Below are 17,427 nucleotides of genomic sequence, written 5' to 3'. Positions count from 1 at the left end.
GGGCATGGCGAGTGCGGGGCTGCGCGGGGCCGTCGGCCGGGTCCGGACCGCGCTGTTGCCCTCGCGGTCCGCCGCCGAGATGCGGAAGCTGACCGCCGGGCTCAGCAAGGCGGTGCGGGGGAGGCTCGACGCGCCCGTCGACGTACGGGAGTTGGGCGCGGCGTTGTGTGCGGAGATGAGTGCGCGGCGGGGCGGACGGCCGGTGAAGCTGCGGTTCGAGCGGTTTCCGGACGGGATCGGGGTGACCGGACTGTGGATGGAGTTCCCCGACTTCGACCTGGTGATCGTCGAGGAGCGGGCGGAGACCGTGCAGCAACTGGTCATCCTGGGCCATGAGTTGTGGCACATGCATGCCGGGCACTGTCATCGCCATCTGCCGGGCCCGGACGCCGCCGCGCTCGCGCGGTCCGGTGAGCCGGGCGAGCCGGGTGAGCCGGGTAGGTCGAACGAGTCGGGTGATCAGCGCGCGTCCGCGCCGTCGCCGCTCTCCCCCGAGCTGTCCGCCGCGCTCGGGCAGGGCGGCACGCCCATCGCGGCGCGCAACGGCTCGCACGAGTCCGACGAGCAGGAGGCCGAGGACTTCGGCCACCGGCTCGCGACCGTCTTCCGTTCCTGGGTGGACACCGGGCAGGGCGGGTCGGCCGACCCGGCGGACCCGGCCGACCCCGTCGGGCAGGCCATCCAGGCGTCGCTGGGCTATCGCAGGCACCGGAGATGAGGGGGACGGCCGTGCCCGCGACGACGACCGGGGCGCTCAGCCCCGCCGACTTCTTCGGTGACCTGTACATCTCGTTCTGGATCCCCACGGCCGTACTGACCGCCGCCTTGGTGATCAAGCTGCCCAGCATCGTGAAGCTGTGGCGGGACTCGCTGCTGCGGGCGGTCGGCGGGCTGCTGCTGCTCGCCTGCTGCGTCTTCGTGTTCGCGGTGCCGTCGGTCATCGCCTGGACCAACCGGGTCACGGGCGTGCCGAACGTCGCCGCGCCCTGGGTGTACTCCCTCATCACCGCGTTCTGCGCGTCCTGTCTGCTGCTGATCGTCGCGTGGCGCAACGGCCCGGCGGACCGGTCACCGGCGACCCGCCACCTCATGCGGTGGGTCGTCGGCGTGTACGCGGGGGTGATCGTCGCCCTGTGGGCGCTGTTCGCGCTCGCGGACGTCCCCCGCGAGCGGCTGCGCGATCTGGACACGTACTACGCCACCACGCCCTTCATGCGCGAGGAGATCCTGCTCTACCTCCTCGCGCACACGGCGGCCTGTCTGATCACCTACGGGCTGATCCGCAACTGGGTCCGCGCGGACGGCCTCGACCTGTGGCTGCGCGGCGGCCTGAAGGCGCTGGGCCTGGGCTGCGCGCTCAATCTGGTGTTCGACGCCTCGAAGCTCACGGCGGTGGTCGCCCGCTGGACGGGGCACGACCTCGACTGGCTGAGCACGCATGTCGCGCCGCCGGTCGTCGCCCTGGCGGCCATCTGCATCGCGGTGGGCTTCATCCTGCCGCACGGCGGCCAGTATCTGCAGGACCGCTGGCGGGTGCGGGCCGGCCACCGGCGGCTGCGGCCCCTGTACCTGCTGACCCGGACCGTCGACGACTCCCGCGTCCCCTTCGCACTGCGCGCCACGCCGGAGCTGCGCCTCACCCGCCGGGAGACGTTCATCCGCGACGCCCTGCTCCGGCTGACCCGCCACCTCGACCAGGACCTGCGGCGTCGCGCGTACGACGCCGCCCTGGACCTCGGCCACGAGCCCGGCCGCGCGAAGGCCCTCGCCGCCGCCGTGACCATCCAGGACGCGGTGGCCACCCGGAGGCGGTTGCCCGACAGCGGGACGACGGCCACGCTCACGGCGGGCCCGCTCGTCTTTCCGGGGCTCGCGGCGGGTTCGGGGGGCCTGTCGGGCGTGGAGGGCCTGGCGGGAGCGGGAGATCAGCCGGGCGCAGGGGACCCGGCGGGAGTAGGTGACCCGGCGAGCGTAGGGGACCCTGCGAGCGTAGGGGACCCTGCGAGCCTGGAGGGGGACCTGGCGGGAGCGCCGGGCCGTTCGGCCTTCCCCGAGTTCGCGGTCTCCTCGGACTTCACCGATCTGCTCCAGGACATCGAGGCCGTGTCGCTGGCGCTTCGCGAGCCCGTCGAGATCGAGGCGGTGCGTGTGCTCGCCGCCGCCTCCAGCGCAGAGAGCGGTGTGCCCGTACATGAGTGAACGTCCCGCCGCCGTCCGGTCCGCCATCGTGCTCGGTGGTTCCCTCGCCGGCATGCTCGCGGCCCGTGCCCTGGCCGGGTTCGTGGACGAGGTCACGGTCGTCGAGCGGGACGCGCTGCCCGAGCGGCCCGGTCCACGCCGGGGTCTGCCGCAGGCACGCCACGCCCACATGCTGTGGTCGGGCGGGGCCCAGGCCGTGGAGGAGCTGGTGCCGGGCACCACCGAGCGGCTGCTGGCGGCCGGGGCGCACCGGCAGGCGGTGACCACGGACATGGTGATCCTGTCGCCGCAGGGCTGGTACCGGCGCTGGCCCGTGTCCCACCACAACCTCCTGGCCGGGCGGGACCTGCTGGACGCGACCGTCCGTATGGCGGTGCTGGCCGACGACCGGGTCGAACTGCTGGAGCGCACCGAGGTGCTCGGGCTCGTCGGCGGCGAGGCGGCCGTGACCGGGGTACGGGTCCGCCAGGACGACGGCACCGAGCGTGTCCTCGAAGCCGGGCTGGTCGTCGACGCCACCGGCCGTTCCTCCCGCGCGCCGCACTGGCTCGCGGCGCTCGGCCTACCCGAGCCGGAGAAGCGGGAGGTCGACTCCGGTCTCGCGTACGCCAGCCGGGTCTTCCGCGCGCCGGAGGGGGCCCGGCGGGGGTTCCCGGTGGTCGCCGTACAGGCCGACGCCCGGCGGCCGGGGCCCGGCCGGTCCGCCTTCCTGGTGCCCATCGAGGACGGGCGGTGGATCGTCATGCTGTCCGGGACGCGGGGCGGCGAACCCTCCCCCGACAACGACGACTTCGTACGGTACGCCCGGGAGGAGCTGCGGCATCCGCTCATCGGCGAACTGATCGCCGGGGCCGAGCCGTTGGGCGATGTGGCGTTCACGCGGTCCACCGCCAACCGGCGCTGGTTCTACGAGCGGATGTCCCGTCGGCCGGAGAACTTCGCCGTCATCGGGGACGCGCTCGCCGTGTACAACCCGGTCTACGGGCACGGGATGGCGGTCGCCGCCCAAAGCGCGCTCGCGCTACGGGATGTGATCCGGCGTCAGGGCTGGGGCTCGCCCGGTCTGGCGCGGCGGATACAGAAGGCGGTGGCCCGTCCGGTGGGCGTGGCCTGGGACCTCGCCACGGGGCAGGACGTGTTCTACGAGGGTGCGACTCAGGCCGGGCCCACGCGGCGGGACCGGCTGGTCGCCGCGTACGTGGACCGGCTCCTGCTCACCGCCACCGGCAACGGCCGTATCGCGCGCCGCCTGACCGACGTGACCTCCCTGGAGCGCGGCCCGGAGGTCCTCCTCACACCGGGCGTCCTGCTGGCGGCAGCCGCGGGGCCCCTCAGACCGAGGCTGGAGGAAGCACCGCTCACGCCGGAGGAGCGCAGGGCCGCCGGCCTCTGACCGGGTTCAGGATGCGGGGCGGCGGCCCGGGGATCAGCCGCGAACGCCGCCTCAGACCCTCCACCTCCCCGGCACCCGGCACCCGGCACGACCGTGGTCGCCCACCGTTGCGGCGGACGACCACGTAGGCGCCGTACTCCGGGATCAGCCCGCGAACGCCGGCTGGGCCAGGCCCTTCCCCGCGCCCGGTACCACCAGCAGTGAGCCCGACAGCGGGTGCGGGGTCTCCGTTCCCGTGCGGGCTGTCGTGATGTACAGGTCGGTGAGGTCGGGGCCGCCGAACGCGCAGGCGGTGGGGCGAGGGGCGGGGAGGGGGATGACGCGGTCCAGGGTGCCGGCCGGGGTGTAGCGGCGGACGGCGCCGCCCTCCCAGAGGGCGACCCAGACGCAGCCCTCGGCGTCGACGGTGAGGCCGTCGGGGAAACCGCCACCGTCCTCGATGGTCACGAAGGGGCGCCGGCCGACGGGCAGGCGACCGTCGTCGGTGTCCGTGTAGTCGAAGACGTCGATGCGGCGGGTCGGCGAGTCGATGTAGTACATCAGCCGGCCGTCCGGACTCCAGCCGGTGCCGTTGCTGACGGCGACGTCGTCGAGGACCGTCCGCGTGAGGCCGTCGGCGGTGAAGCGGGCCAGGGTGCCGCCGCCCGGGGCCTCGTCGTAGCGCATGGTGCCGGCGTAGAGGGAGCCGTCGGGGGCGACGGCGGCGTCGTTGGCGCGGCGGCCGGGGACCGGCTCGTGGTGCAGCCACCGGAAGCCGCCGTCGGGGTCGGTCAGGCCGACGCCGTCCCGGAGGTTCAGGACGAGGCCGCCGCCGACGCGGGGCTTGACCGCGCCGACGTGCTGCTCGGTGACGAGGACCGTGCGGCGGCCCGACGCCGGGTCATACGTGTAAACGCGCGACCCGAGGATGTCGATCCAGATCAGGCGCTGGGCGTCGGCGTCCCAGGTGGGCCCCTCGCCGAGGGCCGCGTACTCCCGTACCGCGATCTCGTAACCCGTGTGCGCGCTCATGCCACGATCCGGTGGCCGAGGCGCTCGGACAGCTCCGCGGCGCCCTTGGCGGCGAGCTGCTCCAGCTCGATCCGGCGCTCGTCGCTCCAGCGGATCATGGGGACGGAGATGGAGATCGCGGCGACGACCCGGCCGGTACGGTCGCGGACCGGCGCGGCGACGCAGGAGACGTCCGGGTTGGACTCGCGGTTCTCCACGGCGAGACCCCGCTCACGGATCCGGGCCAGGGCCTCGCGCAGGGCGGCCGGGTCGGTGATGCTGTTGGGGGTCATGGCGATCAGGTCGGCGTCGTCCGGGATCCGGGCGCTCAGCTCGACCTCGGGAAGGGAGGCGAGGAGCATCTTGCCGACGGAGGTGCAGTGCGCCGGGAGGCGGCGGCCCGCGGCGGAGACCATGCGCACGGCATGCGTGGAGTCGACCTTGGCGATGTAGATGACGTCCGTGTACTCCAGGATCGCCACGTGCACCGTCTCGTCGCAGGTCTCGGCGACGGACCTGGCCACCTGCTGGCCCTCGGCGGCGAGGTCCAGCTGCTCGGCGTAGCGGCTGCCGAGCTGGTACGGGCGGACTCCGAGGCGGTAGCGTCCCGGCTGTCCCTGCACCTGGACGATGTATCCCCGGGCTGCGAGCGTGGTGACCAGCTCGTGCACGGTGGTGCGGGGCAGTTGGAGCCTCCGCACGATGTCGGGGGCGGACAGCGTGCCGTCCCCGTCCAGGAAGAGCTCCAATATGTCGAGCGCCCGGGTCACGGCAGGTACTAGGCGTCCCATGGTCGGCCCCCTCCCTCTGTCTGTCTGTCTGTCTGTCTGTCTACGGTCTGACCACGGCGAGTGTTCGAAATTTCAACTGTCGATCGGCATAACGAACACAGGCTAGTCATAGTGCCCTTGACCGGGCAATGGTCGGGGGCACCCCGGGTTTCCTGTGACCGGAGCGCGGGCGCTGGCCTTGCACACGGTGAGGGGACAGGGGCACTCGGTGACGGACGTCGACAGAATGGCGAAACTCGGGCTCGGCGGCCTCGTCGGCCTGGCGCTCGGGGCAGGCCTGGTGGGCGGAGCCTGGCTGATCACGGGGGACGACGACGCGTCGGTCTCCTCGCGGACGGCGGGGGCGCGGGCCGTCCCGGGGGCGGACCTCTCGGCACCGGAGACGCTCGGCGGGTTCCTCCACCAGGACAAGGCCGTCCTGGATCTCGGCAAGGGCGCGGACGGGCGGGAGACGGCGGAGCGGAATCGCGCCTGGGACAGCGAGAGCGGGGAGCGGCTGTCCGAGGCGTACGGAGGTGCGGCTGCCGTCGTCCAGTCCTTCTCCGACTCCTCCCTGGAGTCGTTCTTCCAGCTGACAGCCGTGCGCGGGGCATCCCCACGGCCGTACGTGCCGTACGAGGATGCGAAGGTGCTGGGCCTGGAGCGGCCCACCAATGGGCTGGTCAGGTTCGGGAAGGTGGACTGCGTCGTGCACAACCTGCCCACCAACGCCGGCGGCGAGCCGGCCCCCGACAGCGTGTCCACGGTGTCCTGCCAGCGCGGCGACGCGGACCTGACCGTGCTGATCCGCAACTCCACCGGCGACGTCTCCCATGAGCCGAGCCGGGTGGCCCGACTGGTCGACGAGGCCTGGGGCCAGCTGACCTGAGCGCCCTCACCCCCGGGGACACCGGCCCGCAGCTCTCACGGTCGGGGACACCAGCCCCCACACACACCTCACCCCCAGGGACACCGGCCCGCTCCCTTCACCGCCGGGGACGCGGGTCCCCCAGCTCGCCGCGCAGCCGTTGCGCCCTCAGGACGAGTTCCAGTTCGAAGCGGCGGTCGGGGTTGTCGATCTCGTCGCCCCAGAGTTCGCGGATCTGGCGGAGGCGGTAGCGGACGGTTTGCGGGTGCACACCGAGGCGGGTGGCGATCTCGGGGGCGCCGCCGCGGGTCTCCAGCCAGGCGAGGAGGGTCTCGGCGAGGCGGCGGCCATGGGTGGGGCCGCAGTGGGCCAGGGGGGCGAGGCAGCGCAGGGCGAGGTCGTCGATCAGCTCCTCGGGCTGGAGGAGGACCAGGGCCTCGGTGTGCTCGGTGCAGTACAGGGCCTCACCGCCGGGCAGCAGCCGGCGTTCCATGAGGCGTACGGCGGCCTCCGCCCAGCGCAGCGACTTGGCCGCGTCGGCCAGCGGCACCGGCGGGCCGATCGCGCCGGACCAGCCGGTCAGGGCGCGGTGGAGGAGTTCGGGGCGGCCGCCCGCGTCCGGTTCGGGGACGACCATGCGGGGCTGCTCGTACTCCATGTCCAGCAGGACGCCCTGGCCGACCGCGGGGGCCATGGCCTCGCGGGCCGGGCGTAACAGGACCCCGACCGCGACCTTCTCCGGGAGGGTCCAGCCGATCCGGGCCGCGCGTTCCGTGAGCGCGTCGGCCGGGTCGCCCCGGTGGTGCTCGGCGAGGAGGAGTTCCATCAGCCGGCGTTGCAGTCGCAGCCGTTCGCCGGCCTGCCGGGCAGCCGCCTCCGCATAGCCGCGCACCGACTGGTCCACCAAGCCGTCCAGGTACTCGTATCCGGCGTCGACGAGTTCGTACATCGCGGGCGGCGGGATCTCCACGCGCTGGCCGATCTCCGCGAAACGGCGCCAGGCGAGGCGTACGCCGAGGCGGTAGATCGCCTGCAACGAATCCAGGCTGCGGCCGTTCAGGCCCTCGCCACGGCCGAACTCCTGGAAGACGCCGGGAGGGACACGGGGGCGGCCCTCGGCGGTCTCCAGGTGCTGGACGAAGACCTCGATCGCGCGGCGGATGCCGATGAGGGCCATCGGCTCGCCGGAGTCGTCGAGGACGACGGGCAACTGCGGGTACTCGCGGCGGATCTCACCCAGGATCTCCTCGGCGAGGGCGGGGGCCTCGGCCATGGCGATCGCGGCGAACTCGCGCACCTGCAGGCGCGGCACGTCGTGCCAGGCTGAGCGGACCGTGACGGTCACCGGCACTCCGGTCACCCCTCAGCGCTCCTGACCGGCGTTCTCGTACGTGATGAGCGGGGTGTTCGGCTGGTCCGGTGTCGCGTCGAGCAGCGCGACGACACCGAGCGCGGCCCCCACGGCGAGAGCGGCGGCGGCCAGCATGGTCAGTGCGGCGGCGAGCAGTCTGGACATCGCAGGGGCAGCCTCTCGGTCGACAGGTCGTCCCCACCCAGGGCACCCCGCATGCTCAGTGTCAGCAATGCATTGACACTGCGTCAAGACTCCGCCTACGGTTCCCGGCCCAAGGGGGTGCCGTCCGGACCGGTGCGGCGTCGCGGCGTCCGGCACACGCGCTCGCCGCGTCATCGAAAGGCCCGAGTGGCTCCGCCACGAGGTCCTTCCGGCACCTTGCGACCGCACGCACCGGACGCACCGGACGCAGCTCCTTCTTCCACGCCGACCCGGACGGCACCCCCTGGTCACGCGCACCTTCCCCCCAGTCGTCGCCCCTTCCGCACGCCTACCCGAGTCGCACCTCCCAACGCCCCCTGGAGTGCCCGGATGCGCCGTACCGCCTCACCCGTCTCCCTGGCCCTGCTGGGCCTCGGCACCTTTCTGCTGGTCCTCGCGCCCCTGCTCGCGTGGTACGTGCAGCCACGGGCCGCCGTGAATCCGATCGACATCGACACGACCGCCGTCTACACCGGCACGGGCAGCGTCTTCGACGTGGGGCAGGTGAGGACCGTGCCGGACCAGGAGATCACCGTGACCCAGCGGGTCCGCGGCGATGTGGCCGAAAGTGAGCGCAGCGGGGCCGCGGTGTGGGACGTGATCACCTCGGTCGACACCGAGAAGTCGCTGCCGGCGGCCGACCCGCACGACGCGCTGGACTTCACCCCGCACCGCTGGGTGAGCGACCGGAAGACCAACCGACCCGTGCACTGCTGCGACGAGAAGCCGTACTTCGAGGGCGAGGCCTATCTGAAGTTCCCCTTCGACGTGCAGGAACGCTCCTACCGCTGGTGGGACAACACGCTCGGCGCGACGGTGACGCTCCACTACGAGGGCCGGAAGAAGATCCGGGGCTACGAGGGGCTGCGCTTCACGGCGAAGGTTCCGGCCACCAGGACCGGCACCCGGATGGTCCCCGGCGCCCTCGTCGACGAGCCGAACAAGCCGCAGGTGCTCGCCGAGGAGTGGTACGCCAACCACGGTCTCGAACTGGTCGTCGACCAGAGCACGGGACGCGTGCTCTACGCGCAGACCGGGCCGCGCCGGACGCTGCGGGCGCCGGGCGGGAGCGAGGACGCGGCGGTGCTCCTCGACAGCCGGAAGCTCGCGTTCACCCCGGAGACGCAGAAGTTCGCGGTCGACCAGGCGGAGAAGGACAGCGGACTGCTGCGACTGGTGGGGCGGACGGTGCCGATCGGTACCGCTGTGCTCGGTTTCGTCCTCGCCGCGGTGGGTGCCGCTCTGGTAGTGCGTGGCAGGCGGCGCCCCGATACGCCCGAGTCGTCCCAGGAACCGATCACGATGTGACAGGGCGTCAGTTGAATAAACCCCGGAAATTATCACGTCGGTGAGTAGCAGCTTCGAACCGCTGGGCGAAAACTGTCCACCCCACCTGAGCACAGCCCACCCACACCCCGCCCACAAACAACTCCCCCACATCTCCCAGCACCTCCGAGGAACGAGAGACCCGCAAGACCCACCCGGACCCCCCTCCCACCGGAACATCCCCCACAGCGAACGACCTTCTCCCCGCTGAGTTCCGCACCCCGAGACGAGTTGGAGCACCCATGCCCCAGCACGTGCCGTTTTCGCTGGTCGAGGTGTTTCCGCGCCTGGACCGGCACCGGTCGGCAGGCCCCCCACAGCCGCGCCGGATCGTCTTTCTCGCCCGCCGTGACCTCGGTAATCCGGCGGCGGGGGGCTCCGAGCTCCTCGTCGACCGGCTCGCCGACGGCCTGACCCGACTGGGCCACCAGGTCACCCTGCTGTGCGGCGGCCCGGCGGCCTACCGCGACTACCGCGTCGTGTCGGCCGGCGGCGACCTGAGCCACCATCTGCGCGCCAAGTCGGCCTTCGCCCGTCAGGTCGGCGACTGCGACCTCCTCGTCGAGGTGTGCAACGGCATGCCCTACCTCGCGCCGCTCTGGCACCACGGTCCGACGATGTGCCTGGTCAACCATGTGCACACGGATCTGTGGCAGCTGCGGTTCGGCGGCCCCCTGGCGCCGGCCGCGCGGCTCGGCCGAAGACTCGAACACTGGTCGCTGACAGCCGCGCAGCGCCGGAACCTGCTGGTCGCCGTGTCCCCGTCCACGGCCACCGCGCTCCGCTCGATCGGTGTGGAGCGGGAGCGGATACGGGTCGTGCACAACGGGGTCGAGGAGCCCGGACCGCGTACCGAGCGGTCCCCCGAGCCGTTGTTCCTGGCCGTGGGGCGGCTGGTCGAGTACAAGCGCATCGACCTGCTGCTGCGGCTGTGGGAACGGGTGCGGCCGGTGACGGGCGGGCGGCTCGTGATCGTCGGTGACGGGCCGGAGCGGTCGCGGCTGGAAGCGATGGCCGGGCCCGGGGCCGAGTTCGCCGGGCATGTCTCCGAGGAGGAGAAGCACCGGCTGCTGTGTGCGGCCTGGTTGCTGCTGCATCCGTCCGCCGTCGAGGGGTGGGGGCTCGTCGTCACCGAGGCCGCCGTGCGGGAGACGCCCTCGGTCGCCTTCGATGTGCCGGGGCTGCGGGATTCCGTCGTGGACGGGGAGACCGGGGTGCTGGCCCGGGGCGAGTCGTCGTTCGCCGCGGCCTGGTGCGCGCTGGCGTTGTCCACCGATCGGCGGGTGCTGATGGGGAAGGCCGCGCGGGAGCGGGCCGCGCACTACCGGTGGGATCACACGGTGCGGCAGTTTCGTGCGGTGGCCGCGGAGGCTGTGCGGGGCTGGACGCCATGAAGAAGGAACCGGGCGTCACACGGGGCGTCTCGACGGATCGTTGGCGGCTGCGGGTTCGTCGTGGCTTGTCGCGCCCACGCGGCGGAGCAGCCCATGTCACAGCCCCGCGCCCCTATGGTGACCCCTCCCTGAAGCGCTCCGTGTCCCTCTTCCGGGCCTTCATGCGGGAGCAGGACGATCCCGAGTACTGCTACGCGCTGCTGGCCCGCGATGCCGTCGATCAGGTCGAGGCGTACGGCGGGCGGCCCGTCGACGGGCTGACGGTCGTCGATGTCGGGGGCGGGAGCGGGTACTTCACCGAGGAGTTCCGGCGGCGGGGTGCGCAGGCGTATCTCTTCGAGCCGGATCTGCGGGAGTTGGGGGCGAAACCGCCGGACGGGGCCGTCGTCGCCGACGGCTATCTGCTGCCCCTGGCCGACGGCGTCGCCGACGTCACCTTCACCTCCAACGTGTTGGAGCATGTCGCCGATCCGCCGACCTTCATCAGTGAGCTGGTGCGGGTGACGCGACCCGGCGGACTGATCTATGTGTCGTTCACGAACTGGCTGTCCCCGTGGGGCGGGCACGAGTGGGCGCCCTGGCACTACCTGGGAGCCGAATGGGCGCGGGCCCGCTATCGGCGCCGTACCGGGAAGGACGCCAAGCACACACTCGGCGAGAACCTCTTCGCCGTGCACATCGGACGCACTTTGCGGCAGGTGCGCGGCCGGGACGACGTGACGGTCGTGTCGGCGCGCTCCCGCTACTGGCCGTTTCTCGCGGAGACCGTCGTGAAAGCGCCGGGACTGCGTGAGTTCGCCACCTGGAACCTCCTCCTCATCCTCCGGCGGTGTCCACCATGACGAGCACGGTCCAGGCTCCACCTCCCGCGCCGGTGAGGCCGGCGGGCACGACCGAGGGACCCCCCGAGGGCCCTCGGTCGCGGCGCTGGCTGCTGGGATTCTGGGCCGTGGTGTTCGTACTGCTGGTCGCCGCGCAACCGGGGCGGCAGACCTTCGACACCAAGCTCGGAGTCACCACCGACCCCTGGCAGTTCGTCTCCGACCTCGGTCAGCTGTGGCACGACCGCGGCGGGTTCGGCGGCATCCAGGACCAGTACGTCGGCTACCTGTGGCCGATGCTGCCGTACTACGGGCTGACCGACCTGGTCGGGCTGCCGGTGTGGCTCGCGGAGCGGCTGTGGCTGTCGCTGATCGTGTCGGTGGCGTTCTGGGGTGCGCTGCGGCTGGCGGAGCGGTTGGGGGTGGGGAGTTCCGCTTCACGGTTGCTGGCCGCCGGCGCCTACGCGCTGTGGCCCGTGTTCACCACCGTCGTCGGGTCGACCTCGGCCGCCGCGCTGCCGGGGGCGTTCCTGCCGTGGGTGCTGCTGCCGCTCACCAACGAGCGGTACAGCGCACGGGTGGCCGCCCTGCGGTCGGCACTCGTCATCCCGTTCATGGGCGGGGTCAACGCGACCGCGACCCTGGCCTCGCTGGTGCCCGTCGGGCTGTACCTGCTCACCCGGACGCCGGGGCCGCGGCAGCTCAGGCTGATCGCCTGGTGGGTGCCGGGGGTGATCCTGGCGACCGCGTGGTGGGTGGTGCCGCTGCTGCTGCTCGGCTTCCACGGGGAGAACTTCCTTCCCTACGTGGAGAGTTCGCAGACCACGACGGCCACGATGTCCGCCACCGAGGCGCTGCGGGGCGCCGGGAACTGGGTGGCGTATCTGAACTTCGGTGAGCCCTGGCTGCCGGCCGGCTGGTCCGTCGCCGCGTCCGTCGTCGTGATCCTGTCGTCGGCGCTGGCGGCGGGGCTGGGACTCGCCGGGCTCGCGCGGCGGGACATGCCCGAGCGGCGGTGGCTGGTGCTGACCGTGCTGGTGGTCGCGCTGATCACGCTCGCCGGGTACGGCGGTGTGTTCGGGGCCCCCTTCCACGGGGTGGTCCAGGACTGGCTGAACGGGGGCCTCGCGCCCTTCCGGAACATCTACAAGTTCCAGACCGGGCTGGCGCTCGCGCTCGTCCTCGGGCTCGCGCATGTGGTGGGAGTGGCCGCGCAGACGCACGGCGCCCGCCGGGTTCGGGGGCGTCGGTTCGCCCCGCTGATCGCGGCCGTCCTCGTCGTCCCGGGGCTGCTGTGGCCGTACCTCAACGGGACTGTGCTGCAACCGGGTTCCTTCCAGGAGCTGCCCAAGTACTGGCAGTCGACGGCCGATTGGCTGAAGAAGTACTCGCCCGACTCGCGGGCGCTGGTCGTACCGGCCACCGCGCACGGCATCTACACCTGGGGCACCACCGTCGACCAGCCCCTCGACGTCCTCGCCGAGTCCCGCTGGGCACAGCGCGACTACGTCCCCTTCGGCACCCCCGGCAACCGGCGCGCGATGGACGCCGTCGAGCAGGCGCTGCTGACGGGCGGCGAAGTCCCGGGCCTGGGCGACTACTTGAGCCGGGCCGGCCTGTACTACGTCGTCGTACGCAATGACCTCGACCCCGACCAGATCGGCTCGGTGCCGACCACGACCGTGAAGCGGACCCTTGAGCAGTCCGGGTACGAGCGGGTGACGGGGCTCGGGCCGATGATGACCGGCGGGCGGATCGCCGAGGGCACCCCGCTCCAGGTCGAGGGGCTGTACGCAAGGCAGCGGGCCGTGGAGATCTACCGACCGGCCGAGGACGTGCCGCGTCCCGGGCAGGCCGGACTGAAGGCGATCGCGGACACCGCCGTCGTCTCCGGCGGCCCCGAATCACTGCTGCCGCTCGCCTCCGACCCCGAACTGCGCGACCGCGCGACCGTGCTGACCGGCGACAACCACCCCGGCCTCGGCACCCCGGCCGTACAGGTGGTCGGCGACGGGCTGCGCCGCGCGGACACCCGCTTCGGCCTGGTCAACGCCAACACGTCGTACACGTACACGGCGAACGAGCGGAACCCGAGCGGAAGCGTGCAGGACCCCGGTGCGAAGCCCAAGCAGATCCTGCCGGTGTCGGGTCTCGACCACCAGACGGTGGCCGAGCTGCGCGGCGCCAAGGCGGTGACCGCCTCGACCAGCGGCAACTGGCTGTTCCATCTGCCGCAGTACGACCCGGTGAACGCCTTCGACGGCGACCGGGGCACCGCCTGGGCGGAGGGCGCGGCAGGGTCGGCGAACGGTCAGTGGCTGCGGATCGACTTCGACGGCAGCCAGGACATCCCGGAGACCTTCGAGGTCACCCCGCTGCCGCAGGACGGGGTGCGGTCGGCGCCGACGCGGATCAAGGTGGAGACCGAGCGGGGCTCCCGCTCCACGAACCTCCAGGCCGACGGCTCGACACAGACGGTCGACGCCCGTCCCGGCGAGACGAGTTGGCTGAAGATCACGATCCTCGACTCGGCGGAGCGGCACACCGGGCTCGTCGGCGCCGGCTTCGCCGAGATCGACATCCCCGGCGTCAAGGTCACCCGGATGCTGCGGCTGCCCACCGACGCGAAGGAGTCCGACGCCTCCGCCGAGGTGATCGCGTTGCAGCGGGCCGCCGACCCGACCGGTCTCTCCCCCACGGGCACGGAACCGGGGCTGCACCGCACGTTCGGCACCACCACGGCGGGCACGTACGAGGTGCGGGCGACGGCCGTCCCCGTGCCGGGCGACGAACTCGACAAGCTGCTCTACGAGGTCGCCCCCGACCAGCAGACCCGGATGACGGCGACCGCCGAATCCACGGCCTCCCTCGGGGCCGGGCTCTCGCCGCGCAACCTGACCGACGGCGACCTGACCACGGCGTGGATCGCGGGCGACGACCCGACCATCCATCTCGGCTGGAAGGACAAGTGGCCGATCAGCTCGCTCGTCCTGGCCCCGGCGGGCGGCCTGTCGGCCCGGCCGACGCAGGTCGAGATCAGCTCCCCGGACGGCGCCGCCATCGCCGGTGTCGACGAGAACGGCTGGGTCCGCTTCGACCCGATCAACACCGACCAGCTCGACATCACCATCACCGAGACGGCCCCGCTCACCGTCCACAACCCCGTCGCCGACGAGGACCTGCAACTCCCGGTCGGCCTCACGGAGGCGTACGTCCCGGCCCTCGACCAGTACCGCACTCCGCAGCCCGCCCCGACCCGGGACTTCGAGCTGCCGTGCGGCGAGGGCCCGGTGGTCGAGGTCGACGGAACGCTGTACGAGACGAGCGCCAAGGGCGCGGTACGGGACCTGGTGGAGCGCCGGTCGATCGACCTGACGCTCTGCCGGAACGGCAAGGCGGAGGGCGGGTTGGAGCTCGGTGCGGCCGACCGGCACACCTTCGAGTCCGAGGACTCGGGCGCGCTGGCCGTCACCACCGTGACCCTCACCCGGGGCTCGATCGCCGAACCGGCCGCCAACGGCCGCGACCTGGGCATACGGGACTGGCTCGGCGACCGCCGCACGGTCACCGTCGGCGACGGGGCGGCCTCCTACCTGACGACGTACGAGAACTTCAACGACGGCTGGAAGGCCACGCTGGGCGGCCGCGAGCTGACCCCGGTACGGCTCGACGGCTGGCAGCAGGGCTGGCGCATCCCCGGCGGCGCGGGCGGCACGGTCAAGTTGTCGTACGAGCCGTCCGTGACGTACGAGGCCGGGCTGATCGGTGCCGGTGTGGGCCTCGCGGCCCTGTTCGGGCTGGCCCTCTGGCGCCGCCAGGAGCCCAACCCCGACGCGCCGCAGCCCACCCCGCCGGGCCCCGGCCTCTGGCTCGGCACGGTCGCCCTCACCCTCGTCGGCATCGTCGTCGCGGGCTTCTTCGCCCTCCTGGTCCCGCTCCTGGCGCTCCTCGCCTGGAAACGGCCCACCCTGCTCGTACCGATCGCCTTCCTCGCCCTGGCCGGTGCCGGACTCGCCGCCGCCCTCGGAGCGGGCGAGCCGGTCGCGGCGGACGAGGGCGCGTTCGGTCATGCGGCCCAACTCCTCGCGCTGATCGGTCTGTTCGCGGCGCTGGTGAGTGTGGGGGCGGACGTCGTGACCTCGCCGGAACGGCCGCGCCCCACACGGGAGTTCGAGGTTCCGCCGGGGGCGCCGCTGCCGCAGCGCAGGCGGGTGGACAAGACGCTGAACGGCGGACCGGGCAGGTTCGGGGAAGGCGGCGGGTCCGTCGCGAGTCCGACGATCTCGGCACGCGGGCCGGGCTCCCCGCAGGGGGACCCGGACACACCGACCCGGCGGATTCCGTTCACCAGGCCGAAGTCCGGGGCGACGCCGCCGGAGGACGACGGCCTCTCGGGAAACGGCGGTACGGGGAAGGGGGAACCGGCATGACGACGCTGGACCACCCCGCACGGGACGAGGCCGCCCACGGGCCCGTCCGCATCCCCTTCCCGGTGGTCGACGAGGTGTCCCGGCACTGCCTCCAGGAGGAGGAACCGGAAACCGTCCACATCGAGGTCCACCTGCCCGGCCACCTCGACCCCGACCGCCTCCGCACCGCCTTCGACGCCGCCCTTCGCGCCCACCCCCGCATCCTCATGCGGGAGGCGCCGGGGCGGTGGTACAGCCGCCGCTACGAGTGGGAGCTGACCGGGGAGCCGGAGGTCGAGGTGGTGGCCTTCCTGCCGGCGGGCCCGCACGCGCTGCGGGACGCGCGGACGAGGGCCCTGATGGAGGCCCCTTCGCTGACGCTGTCGCCGCCGATCCGCCTGGAGGTGGTGGAGGGAGCGGGCCCGGCGGTGGGCAGCGAGGCGAGCGACGACGTCGGGCACGCCTCCCGCCCCACCGTCTCGACTGCGGGCAGTCGTGCCGCTGGGGCGATGGGGGTCCTCCCGCCCGAGCGAGGCCGAGAGCGGGGGAGGACGGGCGCAGCGGCACCTCGAACCGCCGGGCAGCGGAAACACCCCCCGGCCGACCTCACCCCCGGGAGCCCACCCAGCAAGGGCACAGTCATCTTCCTCACCGTCAACCACACCGCACTGGACGGCCCGGCCTGCCTCCGCATCCTCGCCACCGCGGCACAGCTGTACGGCGGCAGGGACAACGCCCCCACGGCCCCACCGGTCCGCCCCGCCCCCACCCCGGACGAACCGACGCCACCCGAGACGGACACCCCCTCCAACTGGGCCCGCCCCGCCCGCGTCGCCCCCGGCACCCCGGAGCCGTCCCCCGGGAACGGCCTGCTCGTCACCGAACTCCCCGTCCCCCGGCGCCCGAAGTCCGCCCCCTACACCGTGAACGACCAGCTGATGGTCACCACGGCCCTGATGCTCGCCCACTGGAACCGGGAACACGGCGCCCGCCCCCGCCCCCTGCGCATCACCATGCCCGTGGACGACCGCCCGAGGGACACCGACATGGAGATAGGCAACGGCACCCGCCTGGTGGAAGTCGCTTTCTCCTCGGACGAGTTGAACCCCGCCCACACCCCCCTGGCCGCCCTCCTGCGCCGCACGGCGGAACGCACCCGTGCCCTGAAATCCCAGCAACGCCCCCAACTGGGCCACGGCGCCTCCCTGTTGACCGCCCCGGTCGTCCCCGTCGCCTGGCGCGCGGCCCTCACCCGGAGCCTGCGCAGAGCCGCGGCCCCCTGGACGTCGACCACCCTGCTCAGCAACATCGGCCGCATCCCGTACGCGCTGGACTTCGGCGAGGAGGCCGGCCGCGCCCACGCCGTGTGGTTCTCGGCCCCCGCCCGTATGCCGCGCGGTCTCACCGTCACGACCGCCTCCACGGCGGGCCGCCTGCACCTGGCCCTGCGCTGGTCCCGCGCCCTGCTCAGCCACGGCGACGGCGCCCACCTCCGCGACCTCTTCGAGCACTATCTGCACGCGACGGCGGAGGACACCGAGTGATGCCGCGAGCAATGCCGACCACCTCGCCCACCGCATCCCCGGCACCCGCCCGGGTAAGAGGACTTCGGGACTTCTACGAGGACCCGTCCGTCCCGGTCGCCTCCGGCACCGCCCGCAGCCTCGCCCAGGCCCGCATGCTGGCGGCCGCCCTCGGCCCG

At 72.8% G+C, this 17,427-nt stretch carries 13 protein-coding genes; 9 read left to right on the top strand and 4 right to left on the bottom strand.

The genetic code is table 11. The annotated features are described in order from the left end of the window. The first annotated feature begins 4 nt into the window (after positions 1–4). From AWZ10_RS19090 to AWZ10_RS19080, 3 genes are read left to right on the top strand one after another with little or no spacing between them, the layout of a single operon-like run. On the top strand, positions 5–718 hold the full coding sequence (locus AWZ10_RS19090) for a hypothetical protein (protein WP_063809777.1): 714 nt from the start codon (positions 5–7) through the stop codon (positions 716–718). Further along, positions 715–2,199, top strand: coding sequence for an MAB_1171c family putative transporter (locus AWZ10_RS19085; protein WP_046707707.1), 1,485 nt, complete (start codon positions 715–717; stop codon positions 2,197–2,199). The genes AWZ10_RS19090 and AWZ10_RS19085 overlap by 4 nt, the downstream gene beginning before the upstream one ends. Beyond that, the gene (locus AWZ10_RS19080; RefSeq protein WP_205576499.1) at positions 2,192–3,592 is read left to right on the top strand and encodes an NAD(P)/FAD-dependent oxidoreductase; all 1,401 of its coding nucleotides are present in this window, start codon (positions 2,192–2,194) and stop codon (positions 3,590–3,592) included. Before AWZ10_RS19085 ends, AWZ10_RS19080 begins: the two co-directional genes overlap by 8 nt. A gap of 144 nt (positions 3,593–3,736) precedes the next feature. On the opposite strand, the gene AWZ10_RS19075 is transcribed toward AWZ10_RS19080, so the two are convergent. After that, the gene (locus AWZ10_RS19075; protein WP_060891652.1) at positions 3,737–4,603 is read right to left on the bottom strand and encodes an SMP-30/gluconolactonase/LRE family protein; all 867 of its coding nucleotides are present in this window, start codon (positions 4,601–4,603) and stop codon (positions 3,737–3,739) included. Then, positions 4,600–5,373, bottom strand: coding sequence for an IclR family transcriptional regulator (locus AWZ10_RS19070; RefSeq protein WP_046707623.1), 774 nt, complete (start codon positions 5,371–5,373; stop codon positions 4,600–4,602). Before AWZ10_RS19070 ends, AWZ10_RS19075 begins: the two co-directional genes overlap by 4 nt. 208 nt (positions 5,374–5,581) lie before the next feature. Here AWZ10_RS19070 and AWZ10_RS19065 point away from each other — a divergent pair, with 208 nt between their 5' ends. After that, complete coding sequence (locus tag AWZ10_RS19065) at positions 5,582–6,241, top strand: hypothetical protein (protein WP_159058299.1); 660 nt, start codon at positions 5,582–5,584, stop codon at positions 6,239–6,241. A gap of 97 nt (positions 6,242–6,338) precedes the next feature. Here the strand turns inward: AWZ10_RS19065 and AWZ10_RS19060 are convergent, their stop codons facing one another. Together AWZ10_RS19060 and AWZ10_RS52400 are read right to left on the bottom strand one after the other, a co-directional pair. After that, positions 6,339–7,580: a PucR-like N-terminal domain-containing protein gene (locus AWZ10_RS19060; RefSeq protein ID WP_060891650.1), complete on the bottom strand. Its 1,242-nt coding sequence runs from the start codon at positions 7,578–7,580 to the stop codon at positions 6,339–6,341. A 3-nt stretch (positions 7,581–7,583) separates the two neighbouring features. Next, on the bottom strand, positions 7,584–7,736 hold the full coding sequence (locus tag AWZ10_RS52400) for a hypothetical protein (RefSeq protein WP_162948410.1): 153 nt from the start codon (positions 7,734–7,736) through the stop codon (positions 7,584–7,586). Between the two features lie 369 nt (positions 7,737–8,105). Here AWZ10_RS52400 and pgfA point away from each other — a divergent pair, with 369 nt between their 5' ends. The 5 genes from pgfA to AWZ10_RS19035 all read left to right on the top strand — a co-directional run bounded on the left by pgfA (position 8,106) and on the right by AWZ10_RS19035 (position 17,269). Next, positions 8,106–9,083: a cell envelope lipid trafficking protein PgfA gene (gene pgfA / locus AWZ10_RS19055; RefSeq protein ID WP_060891649.1), complete on the top strand. Its 978-nt coding sequence runs from the start codon at positions 8,106–8,108 to the stop codon at positions 9,081–9,083. A 260-nt stretch (positions 9,084–9,343) separates the two neighbouring features. Continuing rightward, on the top strand, positions 9,344–10,495 hold the full coding sequence (locus AWZ10_RS19050) for a glycosyltransferase family 4 protein (protein WP_060891648.1): 1,152 nt from the start codon (positions 9,344–9,346) through the stop codon (positions 10,493–10,495). Between the two features lie 140 nt (positions 10,496–10,635). Then, on the top strand, positions 10,636–11,337 hold the full coding sequence (locus tag AWZ10_RS19045) for a class I SAM-dependent methyltransferase (RefSeq protein ID WP_060891647.1): 702 nt from the start codon (positions 10,636–10,638) through the stop codon (positions 11,335–11,337). Then, positions 11,334–15,746: an alpha-(1->3)-arabinofuranosyltransferase gene (locus AWZ10_RS19040; RefSeq protein ID WP_060891646.1), complete on the top strand. Its 4,413-nt coding sequence runs from the start codon at positions 11,334–11,336 to the stop codon at positions 15,744–15,746. Before AWZ10_RS19045 ends, AWZ10_RS19040 begins: the two co-directional genes overlap by 4 nt. Next, positions 15,743–17,269: a hypothetical protein gene (locus AWZ10_RS19035; RefSeq protein ID WP_060891645.1), complete on the top strand. Its 1,527-nt coding sequence runs from the start codon at positions 15,743–15,745 to the stop codon at positions 17,267–17,269. The genes AWZ10_RS19040 and AWZ10_RS19035 overlap by 4 nt, the downstream gene beginning before the upstream one ends. Positions 17,270–17,427 lie beyond the last annotated feature (158 nt).

The sequence above is a fragment of the Streptomyces europaeiscabiei genome, from assembly GCF_001550375.1.
In the GTDB taxonomy this organism is placed as follows: Bacteria; Actinomycetota; Actinomycetes; order Streptomycetales; family Streptomycetaceae; genus Streptomyces; species Streptomyces europaeiscabiei.
This window is presented reverse-complemented; position numbering and strand designations above follow the sequence as displayed.